The sequence below is a fragment of the Microbacterium sp. NPDC055521 genome, assembly GCF_053619695.1.
The window spans coordinates 19494-37238 of record NZ_JBSHJX010000010.1 but is presented as its reverse complement, the minus strand read 5'-3'; the positions used below and the strand labels follow the sequence as shown (position 1 = coordinate 37238).

Genomic DNA, 17745 nt, shown 5'->3' with positions numbered 1-17745 from the left:
GCCACGATGGCAGCGATGAAGCCGAGGACCGGCGACGGACCGATGGAGGCCGTGAAGGAGGGGCGACTCATCATCGTGCGGGTTCCGCTCGAGGGCGGCGGCCGTCTTGTCGTCTCCGTGAACGACGCAGAGGCGAAGGAGCTTCACGACGTGCTGGGTGCCGTCGTGAGCGCCTGACCTTCCGATGAGAGGGGCGGTGGATCTGCGGATCCACCGCCCCTCTGCTGTTTCAGCCCGCCCGGTGCCTGTTGCGCGGCGCGTGATCGGCAGGCACCCGCGAGCCGGGTCTACTCGGCGATGCGGGCGAGCTGCAGCAGTCCCTCGCCGACGGTCGAGAGGGCGGCGAGCACCGCCTGCGACTCCTGGGTCTCCTGCACCAGCGATCGGTAGGCGCTGGTCACCGCGTCGCGCTGCACCGGGTCGGCGACGCGGCCGCCCTGCAGCACACGCGGCACGAGCACCAGGCCGCCCGTGCGTACGAGACGCAGGCCGTGCTCGACGTACTCGATGACGTTCTCGGCGTCGGCGTCGATGAAGACGATGTCGTATGCGCCTTCGTTCATGCGCGGCAGCACGTCGGCCGCCCGGCCCGTGATGAAGCGGCCGCGGGCAGCGGGGATGCGCGCGTCGGCGAATGCCTGGCGAGCGGCTGCGAGGTGCTCGCGCTCGTTGTCGATGGTGGTCAGCACCGCCTGCGGCGCTCCGCGCAGCAGCCACAGGCCGGAGACTCCAGCGCCGGTGCCGATCTCAAGGATCGATCGCGCGGCGCTGGCGGCGGCCAGCACCGCGCTCTGCGCGCCCACCGCTGCGCTGATCGGGGCGGCTCCGAGTTCCAGGGCGTGGGCGCGCGCGCGTGCGATCGCGGCGGGTTCCACGATCGTCTCTCGTGCGAAACGGGCGTTCGCGTCGTGCTCGCTCATGGGGTCTCTCCTCGGAAAAGCTTGTGTTCACCAGCGTAAGCGGCGGCGGCGGATCACGCGGGGAGGCGCGGCGGGTAGCCTGGGGGGATGGAACTGGGGTTGACCTTCGACAAGCTGCTGCTGATCGGGCTTATCGCTGTCATCATCATCGGCCCCGAGCGTCTGCCGAAGGCCGCGGAATCGTTCGCGAAGTTCGTACGCCGCGCGGGGGAGTACCTCCGCGACACGAAGAGCAGGATGCGCGACGAGCTCGGCCCTGAGATCGACGAGGTCGACTGGCGCAAGCTCGATCCGCGCCAGTACGACCCGCGCCGGATCATCCGCGACGCGCTCTTCGAAGAACCGGAGTTCGAGGCGAAGCCGGTGTCCGCGCCGGCCGTCGCCACCGATCCGGTCGCCCCAGTGCGGCCGCGCATGACGCGCACGTACTTCTCCCGCCAGACCCCGCCGCCGTTCGACGTCGAGGCCACCTGACCGCGCTCAGCCGAGCCGCAGCGGAAGCGCACGGCCGGACAGCCCCCGACCGCGGTGGGCGATCCGCTCGGCGACATCGACGATGGCGCGTGCCGCGATGTCGTCGGGATCGCCGAGCACGACCGGTACGCCCTGGTCGCCGCCCCGGCGCAGCGCCGGGCTGAGCGGGATGGATGCCAGCAGCGGAACGTCATCGCCGTCGGTGCTGAGAGCCCTCGCCACCTCGGCGCCGCCGCCCTCGCCGAACAGGTCGAGCAGAGTTCCGTCGGGCAGGGCGAACGCCGCCATGTTCTCGATCACACCGATCACCCACTGACCGGTCTGCCTGGCGACGAGTCCGCTGCGGATCGCGACGTCGGCCGCCGCCGGCTGCGGGGTGGTCACCACGATCACCTCGGCGTGCGGCAGGATCTGGCCGATCGAGATCGCGATGTCTCCGGTGCCCGGGGGCATGTCGATCAGCAGCACGTCGAGGTCGCCGAAGAACACGTCGGTGAGGAACTGCTGCACGGTGCGGTGCAGCATCGGCCCGCGCCACGCGACCACGGCTTCGCCGTCGCGCAGGAACATGCCGATGGACACGGTCTTCACGTCGTGTGCGACCGGCGGCAGCATGAGGTCGTCGATGCGGGTGGGCTGCGTGCCGGGCGCGATGCCGAGCAGCCCCGGGATCGAGAAGCCGTGCACGTCGGCATCCACCAGTCCGACCCGGAGCCCCTGACGGGCGAGTGCGACGGCCAGATTCGCGGTGACGGTGGACTTGCCGACGCCGCCCTTCCCGCTCGAGACGAGGATCACCCGCGTCAGCGAGTCCGGTCCGAACGGCATCTGCCGGGCGGGGCGACCCGCGCGCAGCTTCTCGGTGAGCGCGCGCCGCTCGTCGGGGGTCATGACGCCGACGTCGACGGTGACCTCGTCGATGCCGGGGATGGATGCCGCGGCATCCCGGACATCCTGCTCGATGTGCTGGGCGGCGGGGCATCCGACGATCGTGAGCACGATCCCGACCCGCGCGGCCGTGCCGTCGACGGAGATGTCGCGCACCATGTCGAGGTCGCCGATCGGGCGGCGCAGCTCGGGGTCGGTGACGGCGGCGACAGCCGTGCGCACGCGGTCAGCGAGCGTCATGGCTGTTCTCGGCTGCGCTGTCGTCGCTGAGGTCGGCGAGCAGCGCTTTCAGCTCCTGACGCAGCGCGTCGCGGGTGATCTGCTGGTTCGAGCGTTCCTCGAGGGCCATGCGCAGCGCGACGATCTCGCGGGCGAGGTACTCGGTGTCGGCGAGGTTGCGCTCGGCGCGCTGACGGTCCTGCTCGATCTGCACGCGGTCGCGGTCGTCCTGGCGGTTCTGCGCGAGCAGGATGAGGGGAGCGGCGTACGAGGCCTGCAGCGACAGGATCAGCGTGAGGGCGGTGAAGCCCAGCGCGGCGGAGTCGAAGCGCCACCACCCGTTCTGCTCGGCCAGCAGCGTGTAGCCGATCCAGAGCGCGCAGAACAGAGTGAGGATCGTGAGGAAGGTCGGGGTGCCCATCGCTCGAGCGACCCACTCGGTGAACCGTCCGAACCGGTCGCGCGACGGCGTCGGGGGGCGCGAGACGCCGCGGGTGCCCGGGGTGTCGAGGCGCGCGGAGCGCGACGGACGCGCCATCATCGGATTCCCGCTGTCGGCTCGTCGGCGTCATGGGTGCGCCAGTCGTCGGGCAGCAGGTAGTCGAGCACGTCGTCGACGCTGATGGCGCCCACCAGGCGGTGGGCGGTGTCGATCACGGGGAGCGAGACGAGGTCGTAGCTGGCGAGCATGCGCGCGACCTCGGCCGCCGACGCGGTGACGGCGACCGGCTCGACGGACTCGTCGAGGATCGCGCCGAGCCGCTCGTGCGGGGGATAGCGCAGCATCTTCTGGAAGTGCACGACGCCGAGCAGGCGCCCCGTCGGGGTCTCGAACGGCGGCAGCGTGACGAACACGGCTGCGGCGAGGGCCGGGTGCAGCTCGTGGCGACGGATGAGCGCCAGCGCTTCGGCGACGGTTGCGTCGGCCGACAGGATGATCGGCTCGGGGGTCATCAGTCCGCCGGCGGTGTCGGCGCCGTAGCGCAGCAGCTTGCGGACGTCCTCGGCCTCTTCCGGGTCCATCAGGGTGAGCAGGTGCTCGAGTCGCTCCGGCGGCAGCTGGGCGAGCAGGTCGGCGGCGTCGTCTGGCTCCATCTCGTCGAGCACGTCCGCGGCGCGCTTGTCGCCCAGCCGATCGAGGATGCCGACCTGGTCGTCTTCGGGCATCTCCTCGAGCGCGTCGGCAAGTCGCTCGTCGGGCAGCTCCTCGGCGACCTCGATCCGTCGCTCCTGGGGAAGGTCGAGCAGGGTGGTGGCGAGGTCGGCGGCGTGCAGCTCGGAGTATGTGGCGACCAGCTGCTCGGCGGACTGCGCCTCGCCGGGCTCTCGCAGCTCGGCGACCTCGTTCCACGCGGCGAATGTCGTCGGACCTTTCGCGAACGGCGACGCGCTGGACTTCGCCTTGCGAAGGAACAGCTGGGTGATTCCCCATTCGCCGTGTCGGTCCTGCTCGATCGCGACGTCTTCGACTACGGCGGTGGCGCCGCCGTCGATGAGGCTGACCCGGCGGCCGAGGAACTCGGCGACCACGCGCACCTCGCCGGGGCGGGGCTGGAAGCGACGCACGTTGATGAGGCCGGTGGTGATGACCTGGCCGGCGCGGATGGAGGTGACGCGTCCGATGGAGAGGAAGACGTGGCGGCGGCCGGGGATCTCGACGACGAGACCGATGACGCGTGGCGAGGCCGTCTTGCGGTACACGATGACGACGTCGCGCACCTTGCCGAGGCGATCGCCGGCGGGGTCGAAGACGGCGCATCCTGCCAGTCGTGCGACGAAGACCCGTTGTGTGCTCACGCGTCAAGCGTAGTCCGCGAGGTCGCTGTCGGCCGGGCGGGTGACGTCGCATAGGGGTCGATGGGACAATGGCCGGATGAGCATGCTGAATCGACCGGGAAAAAGCACCGATCTCGGCGAGGTGATCGCCTCGACGAAGGATTACGAGGCTGCCCAGAAGATCGTCTCGAAGCTGATCGCGGGAGAGGTGCCCGCGCGCGACATCGCGATCGTCGGTGAGGGTGTGCGCACGGTCGAGCGTGTGACCGGCAAGCTCGGATACGCGGCTGCGGCGCGGTCGGGGGCGACCAACGGCGTGCTGATCGGTCTGCTGCTGTCGGCTGTCATGCTGTTCGGCACCCCGGATGCCCCGATCTCGCTCTTCCTCGGCTTCCTGCTCATCGGTGTCGCGCTGGGCATGATCATGAGCCTCGTGACGTATTCGATCGTGCGCCGTCGTCGCGACTTCGCGAGCATGATGCAGATGCTCGCCGACCACTACGAGGTGCGGGTGCAGCCCGCGTCACTGACCAAGGCGCGTGGCGTCGTCGGTCCGGAGCGGTCGCAGACGGTGCGTCCGCCGGTGGATCTCAGCGAGCCGCCGCGGTACGGCGAGCGTGTTCCGCCTGCGGGGCACGGCGGCTCGAGTGCTGCCGGGCAGGGTGGTTCCGCGGGTGCGGTGGGTCACAGCGACTCCGCCGGGCCGACGGATGCATCCGGTCCCGGGACGCCGGGGGGCCCGGTGTCTCCGATGCCGCAGCCCGTCGCGGACCCTGCTCCTGCGCCGGATCCTGCGCAGGCCCCGGACCCCGCCGCTCCCGGATCGGATCCTGTTCCCGGGTCGGATCCTGTTCCCGGGTCGGATCCTGATCCTGATCCTGCTCCTGCGCCGAACCCGGCCCCGGGGTCGACCGGCGGACCGGTCGTTCCGCCGAAGCCGCCGCTCCCGGGGGCGGAGCCCGGCATCGAAGCATCCGGGAGCGCCGCTGACCCGGCACCCGGCATCCCGGCTGCGCCGAAGCCCGGCATCGGCAGCGACCTGTCGACCCCGACCGACCCGCGATGACGGACTCGAGCGGCCAGGCGACGGGCGCTTCGGCGTGGGCGCTCGGGCTGCTCGTGCTGCTGCCGGTTCCGTTCTTGGGGTCGTTGGCCGCCGGCGGCGGGATGATCGCGGCCTACGGATCGCTGTCGCGCCAGGGGCCGCTGGCGAAGCAGAACGCCGCTCTCGCACGTTCGTGGGGCCGCCTGTTCCTGGTCGTGTCGACGGCGCTGCTGCTCGTGCAGCTCACTGTCGGGCTGGTGCGGCTGACGCAGCCGAGCGCCGCTGCGTCGGGTCTTCTGCCGCAGGGCATCCCGCTGCTGCTGTACGTGATCGTCTGCGTCGTGCATCTGGTCGTGGTGCTCGTCGCGCTGCGGCGCGCCCGTCGCGGTGAGATCGTGCGCCTTCCGTTCGCTCGGAGCGTCTGATGGCCGTCTCGGTGCAGCTGCCGTCGGGACCGGTGACGGTGACGATGGCCTGTGAGGAGCCGAGCGGAGCCTCGCGCGGTGTCGTCGCGATCGCTCACGGGGCCGGCGCGGGTATGGATCACCCGTTCCTGATCGGTTTCTCCGAGGCGCTGCGTGCCGAGGGGTTCACGACGGTGCGCTTCAACTTCCCGTACGTCGAGGCGGGGCGGCGGATGCCCGGGCCTGCCGCACATGCGGTGCTGACCTGGCGCGCCGTGGTGGCGTCGATCCGTTCCGAGCGGCCCGAAGCCGCGATCTGGGCGTGCGGCAAGTCGTACGGCGGCCGGATGGCGTCGATGGCTGTCTCGGAGGGGCTGGAGGTGGATGGGCTCCTCTATCTCGGATACCCGCTGCATCCGCCCGGCAAGCCCGATAAGCCGCGGGTCGAGCACCTGCCCATCGTGCGCCCGCCGCAGCTGTTCGTGGAGGGCACGAATGATCCCTTCGTGCAGCCGCTGTCGCAGCTGGAGGAGGCGGTGGCGTCGTGTCGGGATGCCCGGATCACATGGATCGACGGGGGCGGGCACTCGTTCGAGGTGAAGGGCGCCAAGCGGCCTGCCGACGTCGTCGGCGCGGAGCTGGCGCCGCTGGTGGTGGCGTTCATCGACGAGGTCGAGCCGCGCTGACACCGCGCCGCGCCGGACAGAGCACGGCCGGCGAGGCTCGCCGAGCACGTGGGACTGCGCTGAGCACGTGGGACTGCGCTGAGCACGTGGGACTGTGCTGAGCACGTGGGACTGCGCTGAGCACGTGGGGCTGCGCTGATCACGTAGGGCTGCGCTGAGCACGTCGAGGTTGACGGTTCGCAAGTCGCAGCAACGATGGGCGTGTCGGGGCTGCGCTGCCACCTGTGCGCTCAGAGTGTCAGGTGCGCTGAGGATTTCAGGCGGCGGGTCTGAACCGCTTGGGTGGCGGGTCGATGCGGGCCCAGGCGGCGGTCAGTGCTGCGCGTGGCCGTAGCGGGATGGCGGATCGTCGTCCAGGCGGGTGCAGGAGGAAATCACTCCGACCGTCGCGGGTGATGCGCCAGCCGCCGTGGTGCAGCTGCATGTGGTGGTGCCGGCAGAGCAGGATGCCGCGGTCGATGTCGGTGCGTCCGCCATCCAGCGCCCATTCGTCGATGTGGTGCGCTTCGCAGTAGGAGGCAGGGCGGTCGCAGCCGGCCCAGCGGCATCCGCCGTCACGGATCGAGAGTGCGATGCGCTGCCTCGGTGTGAACAGGCGGTGCTCCCGCCCGACGTCCAGCGGGTTCCCGGACGCATCGACGGTCACTCGCACTGCGCCCGTGTCGCATATGCGTTTGTCGACCGCGGCCCCGGGGAGCGAGTGTCCGTAGTCCTCGGTGCGGGCAGACACGCCGGCACCTGAGTCGTCGATGACCTGCACGATCCGCACGCCGGCTTGCCGTGTGCCGAAGACCGTCTCGGCGTCGGCGAGTGCTCCCGCTCGCAGCAGGTCGATGAGCAGGTCGTAACTGAGCTGGTCGTTGGTGCGCGTGTCTGCTGCCAGGTCGGCGGCCTGACGGCTTTCCGCGGAGTCCACGAATCGCGGCCCACCGCGCCTGGGGCGCAGCGCCGCGTCGCGGACGGCGTGGATCCAGGCGGCGCCATCGTCTTCGAACTCGATCCGGCCGTGCTCGATCCCGTCCGCGTCGGTCCACGTGCGGAATGAGCGCCGCTCGTATCGTTCTGTGAAGCGCCGTTCGGCACCGTCCGGGTCGAGCTGGTCGCGGATCGCCCTGGCCTGGATGCGCAGTTCCTCCACTGCGGGAGGTCGCGTCGGCGATCAGATGCTCCGCCGCCGCACTCCAGGCCGCGTGCGTGTCGCCGGCGTCATCGATCGGGTGGCCGAGGCCGCGCTGGATCGCATCGTGCTGCGCGGAGGAGATCCGTCCCTGCAGCAGCGCCGCCGACAACGGGGCATACCAAGGGGCGCGCGGTAGACCGGCCGGCCCTGCATCGGCATCCGGACCTGACGCGGAATCGGTTCCGCCGTCGTCACCGCCACCTGCATCGGTATCAGGGCTCGGTCCTCCGTCGGCAGCTCCGCTGTCGAGGATCGACTGCCCCAACCGGACCTGACGCTGCGCGTCGGCATGACTGCTTCGGGTGAGCTCCTGTACGAGCGCTGCGGGAGAGCGGTGTCCGCGGGACTGCGCCAACCCGTCCTGCCCCGCCTCACGCGTGGACCGGGCGGCGACGATGCCCGCGCCCACGATCCCGATCCGCTCCGCCGAGCGCACCAGCGCCGCCGCCGCACCCAGCGCCTCGACCAGCTTGTCGCCCGGAAACGACGACATCCGCGCCGGCAGATCCTGCACCTGCGCATCGGCGCCGAACAGGTCGCGCAGAACCGCGACCTGAGCGTCGATGTCGGTGAAGAGGGCCATGAGTCGATTGTGCGAGGGACCACCGACATTCGAACGCACATTCGAGCAGATTGCGACCCTTGAAGGTCACAGACGTATAACGACTGTCGAGATGCTCGCGACGGGCCTCGCGCGGGGGTGGTGCAGCGTGGAAGACCCCTGCGCGAGTCAGTCGATGGTGGACGCAGCCGAGGCGATGATCTCGGCGAGGGCTTGGGGCCGGCTCCACATGGGCCAATGCCCCGTGGGAAGATCGACGACGTCGACATGCTCGAGGTTCGCGACCTCGGCGAACATGGGGTGGCCTGTCTTCGCCAGCTGCGTCACCTGCTGGCCCGAGATGGAGCAGCACACCAGTGTCGTCGGAACGCGGCGGCGGGCCTCGTTCGTGAGCTCGACGGACTGGCGAAGCACCGCGGCGGGCTCGGGGACGGCCTTCGCCCGGAAATGCTCGAGGCTCTCGTCGTTCAGGCCGTCAAGGCTCGCCTGCTGAGCGAGGTCATCGAACGACGGCAGCGGCAGGTCTTCGAGTGCGGCCGGGAAGTCGGCGGCGAACGCACTGCCGCTCGCCACGGGACCGGAGTCGACCCACACCACCCGGGCGACCAGCTCGGGATGCCGGTCCACGAAGACGCTCACGGGGGCGTTGGCCCCGCTGTGCCCGACGAGGACTACGGGCTGATCGTCCTGCCGGGCGACCACCGCTCGGATCGCCGCCACCTGGTCGTCGATGGTCTTCGCCGTGCGCTCCGAGTCGTCTGCGTCGAGCCCGGGCAGGGTCATCGCCACGGCGCGGGTGCGGCCGGTCTCGAGATGCACGAGGACTTCGTCCCATGCCCATGCTCCCAGCCAATGGCCGGGGATGAGGACGACGGTTGGAGTGCTGGTCGAGGTAGTCATGTGACAAGCCTCCCAGCCGAGATGGACAAGAGCATGTCACCATCTATGTCATGAATTTGTTGAGATCTGAACGGTGAGGCGAGCCGAGCGATTGCACGCCTTGTCGGAGATGCTGCGTCGCAGCGGAGCGCGGGGCGTCTCGGCCGAACGGTTGGCGCGAGAGTTCGAGGTGTCGGTGCGCACCGTCAAGCGCGACCTCGATGCGCTCGAGAACAGCGGGGCGCCGATCTGGTCTCGCCCTGGCCCGGGCGGCGGATACGGGCTTGCGAAAGGCGGTTCGCTGCCTCCCGTCAGCTTGTCTCCGGCGCAGGCCGTGGCGCTCATGGCGGCGGTGTCCGCCGCGCCGGATGCACCGTACGCCGATCTGGCGAAGGCCGGTGTCCGCAAGATCGTGGACGTCCTTGACCCCAGAACCCGATCGCGGGCGGACGAGCTCGCCGACCGCGTTTGGGTCAATGCCCTTCCCTCTTCCTCTCGCTCCCTGCGGTCGGCGCTGGAGGAGGCGATGATGGAGCAGAGGGTGCTTCACATCCGCTACACGTCGCGGGACGGCGTCACCACCACCCGCGACGTCGAACCCGTGTTGTTCGCGTCGACGGGCGGCCGGTGGTATTTGGTCGGATGGTGCCTTCTGCGCGACGCGATGCGATGGTTCGCCGTGTCGCGCATCGAGCGGGCCACCGTCACCAAGACGGCCTGCAGCGGCCACACCATCCGGGAAGTCGGGGAATCCCCGGCAAACGCCAGACCCGTTCACGGTCACGGCCAGTAGATCGGGCTGACAGCCGTTCCCCGCCAAGACCGTCGGGCTTTCTCGGACCGGGCGCACGGCCCGTCTCGGAGATCGAGACGCTGCTTGGGCTCGCCGCGGGCAGCATCCACGCGACGGCGTTCGAACCCGCGTTGCTTGCCGCGGTTACCACCGGCGGGATGACGCGAGAGGAGTGGAGGCTGCGCATCGGCGACCTGCTCGACATCCCGGCGGCGGCCGCGACTGGGCGCCCAACCCCGGTGATGACCGAGCTCGGCCACCACCGGGTTGGAGTCTGCGTCGAGAAGCCACCCGCCTCAGGAGAGATCACGTCAGACAGCGTTTCTCGTGACGAGATGGACTCCCGAGGAGAACCCGACTCAGGCGCTCAGCCCTTCAACCGCGCGATCCACGCCTCGACGTCCTCGACCGTGCGCGGGATGTCGGCCGACAGGTTCACGGGTCCGTCGGCGGTCATCAGGATGTCATCCTCGATGCGCACGCCGATGCCGCGAAGCTCTTCGGGCACGGTGAGATCGTCGATCTGGAAGTACAGACCAGGCTCGATCGTGAAGACCATGCCCTCTTCGAGCACACCGTCGTAGTACATCTCCCGCCGCGCCTGTGCGCAGTCGTGCACGTCGATGCCGAGGTGGTGCGAGGTGCCGTGCACCATGTATCGACGGTGCTGGCCGCCGTTGTCGGCGTCCAGGGCCTCGTCGGCCGAAACGGGCAGCACGCCCCACTCGGCGGCGCGCGTGGCGATGACCTCCATAGCGGCTTCGTGCACGCTGCGGAACTTCACGCCCGGCTTCGCCGCTGCGAAGGCGGCGTCCGCGGCCTCGAGCACGACCTCGTACACGCGGCGCTGCACGTCCGAGAAGGTCCCGTTCACCGGCAGGGTGCGGGTGATGTCGGCGGTGTACTGGCTGTCGACCTCGACACCGGCGTCGATCAGGATCAGATCGCCCGGCAGGACCGCACCGTCGTTACGCGTCCAGTGCAGGTAGCAGGCGTGGTGGCCGGACGCGGCGATCGTGTCGTAGCCCTCCCAGTGCCCGTCGCTGCGGGCGCGCTGGTGGAACACACCCTCGACGATCCGCTCCCCGCGCGGGTGCGCGATCGCGCGGTCGAAGTCGCGGATGATGTCGTCGAATCCGGATGCCGTGACCGCGACCGCATGGCGCATCTCGGCGATCTCGTACTCGTCCTTCACGAGGCGCAGCTCCGACACGAAGCGGGTGAGGTCGTCATCTGCGTCGACGACGAGGTCATCGCCTCCTGCGACGAAGGAGTCGATGTGAGCGGTCGCGACGTCGAGATCGGCGGCGACGCCGGCGAGCGACGGGCGCGGCCCGATCCAGAACTCGCCGATCGTGGCATCCGAGTAGAACTCGCTCGTGGTGCGGTCGGCGCGCTCGCGGAAGTACAGCGTGACGTCGTGGCCGTTCTCGGTCGGCTCGAAGACGAGCAGCGAGTCGGGCTCGGACTCGTTCGCCCACCCGGTCAGGTGCACGAAGGCCGAGTGCGCGCGGAACGGGTAGTCGGTGTCGTTGCTGCGCTGCTTGAACGAGCCGGCCGGCACGACGAGGCGCTTGCCGGGGAAGGCAGCCGAGACCTTCGCTCGGCGGGCGGCGGCGTACGGCGCCTGGGCGCGCGGCGCGGGCATGGATTCGGGGCGATCGGCCCATCCGGTCGAGATGGTGTCGAGGAATCCTCGGGGGAACGGCTGCTTGCGGGGGTTCTTCTCCGCTGCGACAGCCTCGGCGGGGGTCTCGACGGCGGCGTCAGTCTCTGCGCTGGTCATGCATCCATCCTCTCACTCCTGATCTCCGAGAACCCCGGGCGATCGTGATGATCACCCGGGGTTCTCGGCCGTCACGAGACGGTCAGATCACTGCACGGCTTTCAGCGCGTCGACGATGCCGTGGCCGTAGTAGCTGTTCAGTTCGGTCGTGCCCACGCAGGCCGCGCCCCTGTTGCTCTGCGGCGGCGAACACGGGGTGGCCGTCGCGTCTGCGCGCAGCTTGTCGACCATCTGCGCGGGGGTCAGCTCGGGGTGCACCGACTTCATCAGTGCGAGCACTCCGGCGACGTGGGGCGAAGCCATCGACGTGCCGCTCTTGTACGCCCAGCCGCCGGGGACGGTCGACGCGATGCGCGAGCCGGGGGCCGCGACGTCGATCTGCCCGAGGCCGCGGTTCGAGAACGACGACAGCTGGCCTGACTCGGTGATCGACGACACGGTCACCACACCCGGAAGCTGGGCCGGCAGGTCGAGGCATCCCGAGTTGATCGTGCGCGCCACCGGCTGCGGTGCGTCGTTCGGGCTGCCGTTGTCGACCGTGTTGGTGCTCAGATCGAGCGCGGAGTTGCCGGCCGCCGCGGCGCTGACGACACCCTTGTCGGCCGACCAGTTCACCGCACGCCGGACGGCCTCCTGGACAGCGCCCTGATCGGCCTGGTCAGCGCACCAGAACTCGAACGGGTCGACGTAGTAGCTGTTGTTGGTGACGTCCATGCCCTGCTGCGCGGCCCACATGAAACCGCAGATGGCGTACTCGGGGTAGATGTATCCGTCATCGTTGACGACCTTCACCGATGCCAGGCGCACGTTGGGTGCGACGCCGACGATACCGACGCCGTTGCGTGCCGCGGCGATCGTGCCGGCGACATGCGTGCCGTGGTCGGACGTGGTCGGATACCAGCCCGTCGCGGACTGGTCGGGGCGACCGCCGACCGTGCAGTTGACCGAGTTGGCGACGTCGATGTTCGCCTTGAGGTCGACATGGTTCGGGTCGATTCCCGAGTCGAGGACGCCGACGAGCACGTTGCGGCTGCCGTCGGTGACGAGGTTGGCCTGGTCGGACTGGATCATCCGCATGTCCCACTGCAGCGACGTGTACTGCTCGTCACCCGAACCGGGGATCGGCGTCGACGGCTCGTCTCCGTTGACCGGCTTGTTCTTGCCCTGGTTCCAGCCGGACGATCCGGGACCCCACGGTACGCCGGGACCGGTGACCTTGTCCTTCACCTCGGCGGTGCGCGTGGCGCCGACCGATGCGACGACGTTCTTGCCGGTGACCCTGACGGCATCGCGGAACGCCGCACGGTCGGACTGCGCGACGATCACGCCGATCTGCGGCCAGCTCTGCACGACCACGCCGCCGGCGGCGACGACCGCCTTCTCCGCCTTGCGGGTCTGACCGGGATTCGCCTGGCCGATGTTGACGACGTAGCTCATGACGGTGCCGTCCGGCGGCAGGATCGGCACCGGGGTCGAGGGCTCGGAGGTGGCAGCGTTCGCGCTGAGTCCGCCCGCGAGGACGAGTCCCAGCACGGCGGCGGTGCCGACGATGCTGCGCAGTGTTCGGCGTCTGGATTGGGGAGTCATGACGGCCTTTCATCTTCGGAAGACCGGCTGTGAGCCGGGAGGGGTGGGGACCTCCCGACCTTTCTAGCGTCCGCTCACGGCAGATTCAATGATCTCGCCAAGACGACTCTCAGACTCGCTCAGCGGGCAGGCTCCAGCTGGGCGACCAGCGCCCGGTGGTCGCTGCCACCCGAATCCTCGAGCACGAGAGTGCCGCTCGCTTTCCATTCCGGGCTCGACATGATGTGGTCGATCGGCGCGCCGGCCAGACGCGGGAGCTGGGCCGGCCATGTGGCGACCATGCCGTTGCCGGTGCTCGCGGCGGCGTCCACGCAGCGCCCCATGGTGCCGCCGTCGACGCCGAACGACGCCATGTGGTCGAGCGTCGCGTTGAAGTCCCCGGCGAGGATGAACTCGCCCTCGGGGCACTGGTCGGCGATCCACTCGAGATCCGACCGCCACTGCGGCATGGCGTTCTGGCGGGGTGCCACCGCGTGCACGGCGACGATGGTGGGGCCCGTGCCGTCGACGGGCATCGCCACTGCGCTCGGCACCGAGCCGGTGTTGCTCGACCCGTCGCGCGACGAGTCGATCACCGAGTACTCGCCGAGGTCGGCCGAGATCAGGATCGTCGTCTGCCAGGCCTGCGGCCCGTCGGGCACGTCGGGGTGGATGTTGACGTGATGCACCCACATCGGGCGGCCGGCGTCGCGCATCATGATGGCGATCTGCTCGCCGACCTCCTCCGACGTCTCGGGCAGTGAGACGACATCGATCTGCTGGTCGGCGATGACTCCCGCGATCGTGTCCGCCGACACGGCGGCGCCCGCGGTGTTCCACGACAGCACCCGCACCGACTCGTCCGTCTTCTGCGGCAGCGCGTCCGACCCGAAGCCGCGCATCGCCCCCACCACGCCGTTGGCCCCTGCGCCGAGCAGCGCGATGATCAGGATCGACGCCGCGAAGCCCCGCAGCGGCCTCGCGAAGAGAAGCAGCGCGGCGACCAGCGCGACGAGCAGGAAGACGCCGACGAGGGCCGCCCGGGAGGCGATGATCTGAGTGATGGGGAAGGTCAGCTCGAGCCGGAAGAACTGCGGCCAGACGAGCACCGCCGTCGCCATGGCGAACAGCGCCGAAAGAAGGATCCCGATCAGACGTAGCATCGCCCGAAAGCCTAGGGGAGCCGGCTGTGACGGCCCTGGCGGTACGCTCGGATCATGACCTCAGGCGCCCCCTTCCGCTTCTCGGGGCCGAGTGATCTGCACCTGCACTCCAACCATTCCGACGGCACCGAGTCGCCGACCGAGGTGGTGCGCCAGGCGCACGCGCACGGCATCCGGACGCTCGCGCTCACCGACCACGACCGCACCACAGGCTGGGCCGAGGCGGCCGAGGCGGCGTCCGAGCGGGGGATGACGTTCCTTCCTGGCATGGAGTTCTCGGCACGGCACGACTGGCGCAGCGTGCATGTGCTCGGCTACCTCTTCGATCCGACCGACCCTGCGCTCGCCGAGGAGGCCGAGCGGATCCGCGCCGATCGGGTGGGCCGCGCCGAGCGGATCGTCCGCAGCATCGCCCGCGACTACGACCTGCGCTGGGACGACGTGCTCGAGCAGACGACGGCGGATGCCACGGTCGGCCGACCGCACATCGCGGACGCGCTCATCGCCCGCGGCCTCGTCGTCGATCGCACCGAGGCGTTCGAAGGGATCCTGCACCCGCGCAGCGGCTACTACGAGCCGCACTACGCGCCCGATCCGCTCACCGCAGTGCGTTTGATCACCGCGGCGGGCGGAGTGTCGGTCATCGCGCATCCGGTCACGGAGGGCAGGGATCGGATGCTGCCCGTGCCGTTCCTCAAGCGGCTGATCGCCGAGGGACTGGCCGGTTTCGAGATCGACCACCGTGAGAACACCGAGCCGGGCAAGAGGGAGCTGCGCCGGCTCGCGGCCGAGCACGACCTCATCGTCACCGGCTCCAGCGACTACCACGGCATGGCCGGCAAGCCGAACCGTCCGGGCGAGAACACCACTTCCGACGAGATGGTCGCCCGCATCATCGCTCGCGCGAGCGGGAGCGAGCCGATCTACCCGTAGCGGGCACCCGCGCCGCACATGATCGAGGCCCCTCCTGGCGAGCAGGAGGGGCCTCGATGTGCAGAGCGTGTGTCAGGCGCCGGCCGGTGCCGCACCGCCCGAGCGGCGACGGCGCCGACGGCGCTGCGGAGCGGGCTTGCCGTCGCGGTGCTCGCTGGTCGCGTCGCCGTCGTGCGTGCCCGCACCGTCGGCCTCGCGTTCGGGGGAGGAAGGGGATCCGGATGCCTGCGGCTCGGCGCCCTCGGCGCCCTCGGCGAAGGTCGAGCCGACCTGGTCGCCGCCCGAGCCGCGGCGGCGGCGCCGGCGGCGCTTGGTGGTGCCGTCATCGGTCCCCTCCGCGGCGGCCTCCGCGGCCTTCTGCGGCTGACGCTGACGACGCTCCGACGCCGGCTTCTCGGCTTTCGGAGCCGTGACCAGACGGCCCTTGGTGCCCTCGGGGATGTCAAGGTCGGTGTAGAGGTGCGGGCTCGACGAGTACGTCTCGACGGGCTCCGGCTGGCCGAACTCCAGAGCGCGGTTGATCAGCGCCCACTTGTGCAGGTCGTCCCAGTCGACGAACGTGACGGCGATACCCGTCTTGCCCGCGCGGCCGGTGCGGCCGGCGCGGTGCAGGTACGTCTTGTCCTCGTCGGGGATCGTGTGGTTGATGACGTGCGTGACGTCGTCGACGTCGATGCCGCGGGCTGCGACGTCGGTGGCGACCAGCACGTCGCGCTTGCCGGCCTTGAACGCCGCCATCGAGCGCTCCCGCTGCTCCTGGCCCATGTCGCCGTGCACGCCGCCGACGTTGAAGCCGCGGTCGCTCAGTTCGTCGACGAGCTTCTGCGCGGCGCGCTTGGTGCGGGTGAAGATGATCGTCTTGCCGCGGCCTTCGGCCTGCAGGATGCGGGCGATGATCTCGTCCTTGTCGAGCGAGTGCGCCCGGTAGACGATGTGCTTGATGTTCGCCTGCGTCAGACCCTCATCCGGATCGGTGGCGCGGATGTGGATCGGGTTCGTCATGAACCGACGCGCCAGCGCGACGATCGGGCCGGGCATGGTCGCCGAGAACAGCTGGGTGTGACGCACGGCCGGCACCTTCGAGAAGATCTTCTCGATGTCGGCGAGGAAGCCGAGGTCGAGCATCTTGTCAGCCTCGTCGAGCACGACCTCGGTCGCGTTCGACAGGTCGAGCAGGCGCTGGTTGGCCAGGTCGATGAGACGCCCGGGGGTGCCGACGACGATCTGCGCGCCGGCCTTGAGCTGGTCGATCTGGCCCTCGTAGGCCTTGCCACCGTAGATCGCGACCACACTGGTGGAGCGGTTCGACGTGAGCAGGTCCATGTCCTCGTAGACTTGCACCGCCAGCTCGCGGGTCGGCACCACGATGAGCGCCTTGACGCCGTGCTCGGGATCCTTGCCCAGGCGCTGCACCACGGGGATGCCGAAGCCGAAGGTCTTGCCGGTGCCGGTCTTGGCCTGGCCGATGATGTCCTGCCCGGGCAGGCCCAGGGGGATGGTCTGCTCCTGGATGGGGAAAGCGTCGACGATGCCCTTCGCGGCGAGCGCGTCGATGATGTCCTGATCGATTCCCAGATCAGCGAATGAAGTCACAGTGTTCTCTTGCCTGTCCGGCGCGAGCGCGGAGTGTGCCACGCGGGCGCCTCGTAACGGATCCACGCCGTCTCAGTGCAGCCACAGGCGCGGGGCCCTGCTCCGATGGCAGGACGGGACAAGCCTACCGGAGGACGGCCGTTCGCCCAGTAGTCTGGGCGGGTGGTCAACTGGTTCTGGAAGCGCACGCCCCAGCGGCGGACGCTGAAGCTGCGCGGCCGCGGCGACACGAGCGGCACCACACGGGTCGACTTCGCCGAGCTCGCCCCCGAGCTGAACCGCTTCCTCGGGCAGGCCGCCTATCTGCAGCTCGGGTACTTCGAGACGCTCAGCCGCGGCATCCGGGGCACTCAGGAGCTGGCCCGCAAGGAGGCGCTGTCGCGCGCCGCCGGTGCCGCTCTCGACAAGCACCGCGGGATCGTGCAGGTGATCGCCGAGCGCGGTGACGACCCGACGCAGATCATGCTGCCGTTCCGCGAGAACCTCGACGAGTTCCGTCGCAAGACCATCGGCGAGCGGCAGGAGGAGACGCTGCTCGCGGTATACCTCACGGCCGGGATGCTCGACGACTTCTATCTGGCGCTGGCCGGCAGCTACGGCGACACCGGGGCGCGGGTCGCCGCCATCCTCCGGCAGGACGACCGCGGCGGGGAGATCGTCTCGATCATCCAGCAGACGATCGAGAGCGACGACGAGTGGCGCTCGCTGCTGTCCATGTGGGGACGCCGTCTCGTCGGCGACACGCTGCTGGTGTGCCGTGACGCGCTGCGCCCCGGCCGTCTCGTGGCGGACGATCTGCGCATCGAGCCGGTGTACACCGAGCTGATGGGCGCGCACGCCAGGCGGATGGATGCCATGGGGCTCGCCTCGTAGCATCC

At 69.9% G+C, this 17745-nt stretch carries 19 protein-coding genes; 9 read left to right on the top strand and 10 right to left on the bottom strand.

The window, feature by feature from the left end:
- Window positions 1–6: 6 nt before the first annotated feature.
- Window positions 7–177 (top strand): DUF3117 domain-containing protein, encoded by a 171-nt coding sequence (locus ACWGSM_RS10600; RefSeq protein ID WP_071644972.1) that lies wholly within the window; start codon window positions 7–9, stop codon window positions 175–177.
- Between the two features lie 110 nt (window positions 178–287).
- On the opposite strand, the gene ACWGSM_RS10595 is transcribed toward ACWGSM_RS10600, so the two are convergent.
- On the bottom strand, window positions 288–920 hold the full coding sequence (locus ACWGSM_RS10595) for an O-methyltransferase (protein WP_313356743.1): 633 nt from the start codon (window positions 918–920) through the stop codon (window positions 288–290).
- Between the two features lie 87 nt (window positions 921–1007).
- Between ACWGSM_RS10595 and ACWGSM_RS10590 the strand changes: the two genes are divergently transcribed.
- Window positions 1008–1394: a Sec-independent protein translocase TatB gene (locus ACWGSM_RS10590; protein WP_452322882.1), complete on the top strand. Its 387-nt coding sequence runs from the start codon at window positions 1008–1010 to the stop codon at window positions 1392–1394.
- A 6-nt stretch (window positions 1395–1400) separates the two neighbouring features.
- On the opposite strand, the gene ACWGSM_RS10585 is transcribed toward ACWGSM_RS10590, so the two are convergent.
- From ACWGSM_RS10585 to ACWGSM_RS10575, 3 genes are read right to left on the bottom strand one after another with little or no spacing between them, the layout of a single operon-like run.
- Window positions 1401–2522: an Mrp/NBP35 family ATP-binding protein gene (locus ACWGSM_RS10585; protein ID WP_452322881.1), complete on the bottom strand. Its 1122-nt coding sequence runs from the start codon at window positions 2520–2522 to the stop codon at window positions 1401–1403.
- The gene (locus ACWGSM_RS10580; RefSeq protein WP_452322880.1) at window positions 2509–3039 is read right to left on the bottom strand and encodes a DUF1003 domain-containing protein; all 531 of its coding nucleotides are present in this window, start codon (window positions 3037–3039) and stop codon (window positions 2509–2511) included. Before ACWGSM_RS10580 ends, ACWGSM_RS10585 begins: the two co-directional genes overlap by 14 nt.
- Window positions 3039–4298 carry a magnesium transporter MgtE N-terminal domain-containing protein gene (locus tag ACWGSM_RS10575; RefSeq protein WP_452322879.1) on the bottom strand — a complete coding sequence of 420 codons (1260 nt, stop codon included), beginning with the start codon at window positions 4296–4298 and terminating at the stop codon, window positions 3039–3041. The genes ACWGSM_RS10580 and ACWGSM_RS10575 overlap by 1 nt, the downstream gene beginning before the upstream one ends.
- A gap of 76 nt (window positions 4299–4374) precedes the next feature.
- Here ACWGSM_RS10575 and ACWGSM_RS10570 point away from each other — a divergent pair, with 76 nt between their 5' ends.
- From ACWGSM_RS10570 to ACWGSM_RS10560, 3 genes are read left to right on the top strand one after another with little or no spacing between them, the layout of a single operon-like run.
- Window positions 4375–5343, top strand: coding sequence for a general stress protein (locus ACWGSM_RS10570; protein ID WP_452322878.1), 969 nt, complete (start codon window positions 4375–4377; stop codon window positions 5341–5343).
- Window positions 5340–5747, top strand: coding sequence for a hypothetical protein (locus ACWGSM_RS10565; protein ID WP_452322877.1), 408 nt, complete (start codon window positions 5340–5342; stop codon window positions 5745–5747). Before ACWGSM_RS10570 ends, ACWGSM_RS10565 begins: the two co-directional genes overlap by 4 nt.
- Window positions 5747–6412 (top strand): alpha/beta hydrolase family protein, encoded by a 666-nt coding sequence (locus ACWGSM_RS10560; RefSeq protein ID WP_452322876.1) that lies wholly within the window; start codon window positions 5747–5749, stop codon window positions 6410–6412. The genes ACWGSM_RS10565 and ACWGSM_RS10560 overlap by 1 nt, the downstream gene beginning before the upstream one ends.
- Before the next feature lie 256 nt (window positions 6413–6668).
- On the opposite strand, the gene ACWGSM_RS10555 is transcribed toward ACWGSM_RS10560, so the two are convergent.
- A complete protein-coding gene (locus tag ACWGSM_RS10555; RefSeq protein ID WP_452322875.1) occupies window positions 6669–7550 on the bottom strand; it encodes a DUF222 domain-containing protein in 882 nt (293 codons plus the stop codon).
- A gap of 331 nt (window positions 7551–7881) precedes the next feature.
- Here ACWGSM_RS10555 and ACWGSM_RS10550 point away from each other — a divergent pair, with 331 nt between their 5' ends.
- Window positions 7882–8238, top strand: a complete 357-nt coding sequence (locus tag ACWGSM_RS10550) for a hypothetical protein (RefSeq protein ID WP_452322874.1) — start codon at window positions 7882–7884, stop codon at window positions 8236–8238.
- An 84-nt stretch (window positions 8239–8322) separates the two neighbouring features.
- On the opposite strand, the gene ACWGSM_RS10545 is transcribed toward ACWGSM_RS10550, so the two are convergent.
- Entirely contained in the window at window positions 8323–9054 is a 732-nt protein-coding gene (locus ACWGSM_RS10545; protein ID WP_452322873.1) for an alpha/beta fold hydrolase, read from the bottom strand.
- A gap of 73 nt (window positions 9055–9127) precedes the next feature.
- Here ACWGSM_RS10545 and ACWGSM_RS10540 point away from each other — a divergent pair, with 73 nt between their 5' ends.
- On the top strand, window positions 9128–9826 hold the full coding sequence (locus tag ACWGSM_RS10540; RefSeq protein WP_452322872.1) for a helix-turn-helix transcriptional regulator: 699 nt from the start codon (window positions 9128–9130) through the stop codon (window positions 9824–9826).
- Between the two features lie 367 nt (window positions 9827–10193).
- On the opposite strand, the gene ACWGSM_RS10535 is transcribed toward ACWGSM_RS10540, so the two are convergent.
- The 3 genes from ACWGSM_RS10535 to ACWGSM_RS10525 form a co-directional block, all read right to left on the bottom strand.
- Window positions 10194–11612, bottom strand: a complete 1419-nt coding sequence (locus ACWGSM_RS10535; protein ID WP_452322871.1) for an aminopeptidase P family protein — start codon at window positions 11610–11612, stop codon at window positions 10194–10196.
- Window positions 11613–11699: 87 nt separating this feature from the next.
- Complete coding sequence (locus ACWGSM_RS10530; RefSeq protein ID WP_452322870.1) at window positions 11700–13199, bottom strand: S8 family peptidase; 1500 nt, start codon at window positions 13197–13199, stop codon at window positions 11700–11702.
- Between the two features lie 119 nt (window positions 13200–13318).
- The gene (locus tag ACWGSM_RS10525; protein WP_452322869.1) at window positions 13319–14341 is read right to left on the bottom strand and encodes an endonuclease/exonuclease/phosphatase family protein; all 1023 of its coding nucleotides are present in this window, start codon (window positions 14339–14341) and stop codon (window positions 13319–13321) included.
- Window positions 14342–14395: 54 nt separating this feature from the next.
- On the opposite strand from ACWGSM_RS10525, the gene ACWGSM_RS10520 reads away from it, so the two are divergent.
- Window positions 14396–15274, top strand: a complete 879-nt coding sequence (locus ACWGSM_RS10520; protein WP_452322868.1) for a PHP domain-containing protein — start codon at window positions 14396–14398, stop codon at window positions 15272–15274.
- A 72-nt stretch (window positions 15275–15346) separates the two neighbouring features.
- Here ACWGSM_RS10520 and ACWGSM_RS10515 read toward each other — a convergent pair whose 3' ends face one another.
- On the bottom strand, window positions 15347–16867 hold the full coding sequence (locus ACWGSM_RS10515) for a DEAD/DEAH box helicase (RefSeq protein WP_452322867.1): 1521 nt from the start codon (window positions 16865–16867) through the stop codon (window positions 15347–15349).
- A 162-nt stretch (window positions 16868–17029) separates the two neighbouring features.
- Between ACWGSM_RS10515 and ACWGSM_RS10510 the strand changes: the two genes are divergently transcribed.
- Window positions 17030–17740: a ferritin-like fold-containing protein gene (locus ACWGSM_RS10510; RefSeq protein WP_452322866.1), complete on the top strand. Its 711-nt coding sequence runs from the start codon at window positions 17030–17032 to the stop codon at window positions 17738–17740.
- Window positions 17741–17745 lie beyond the last annotated feature (5 nt).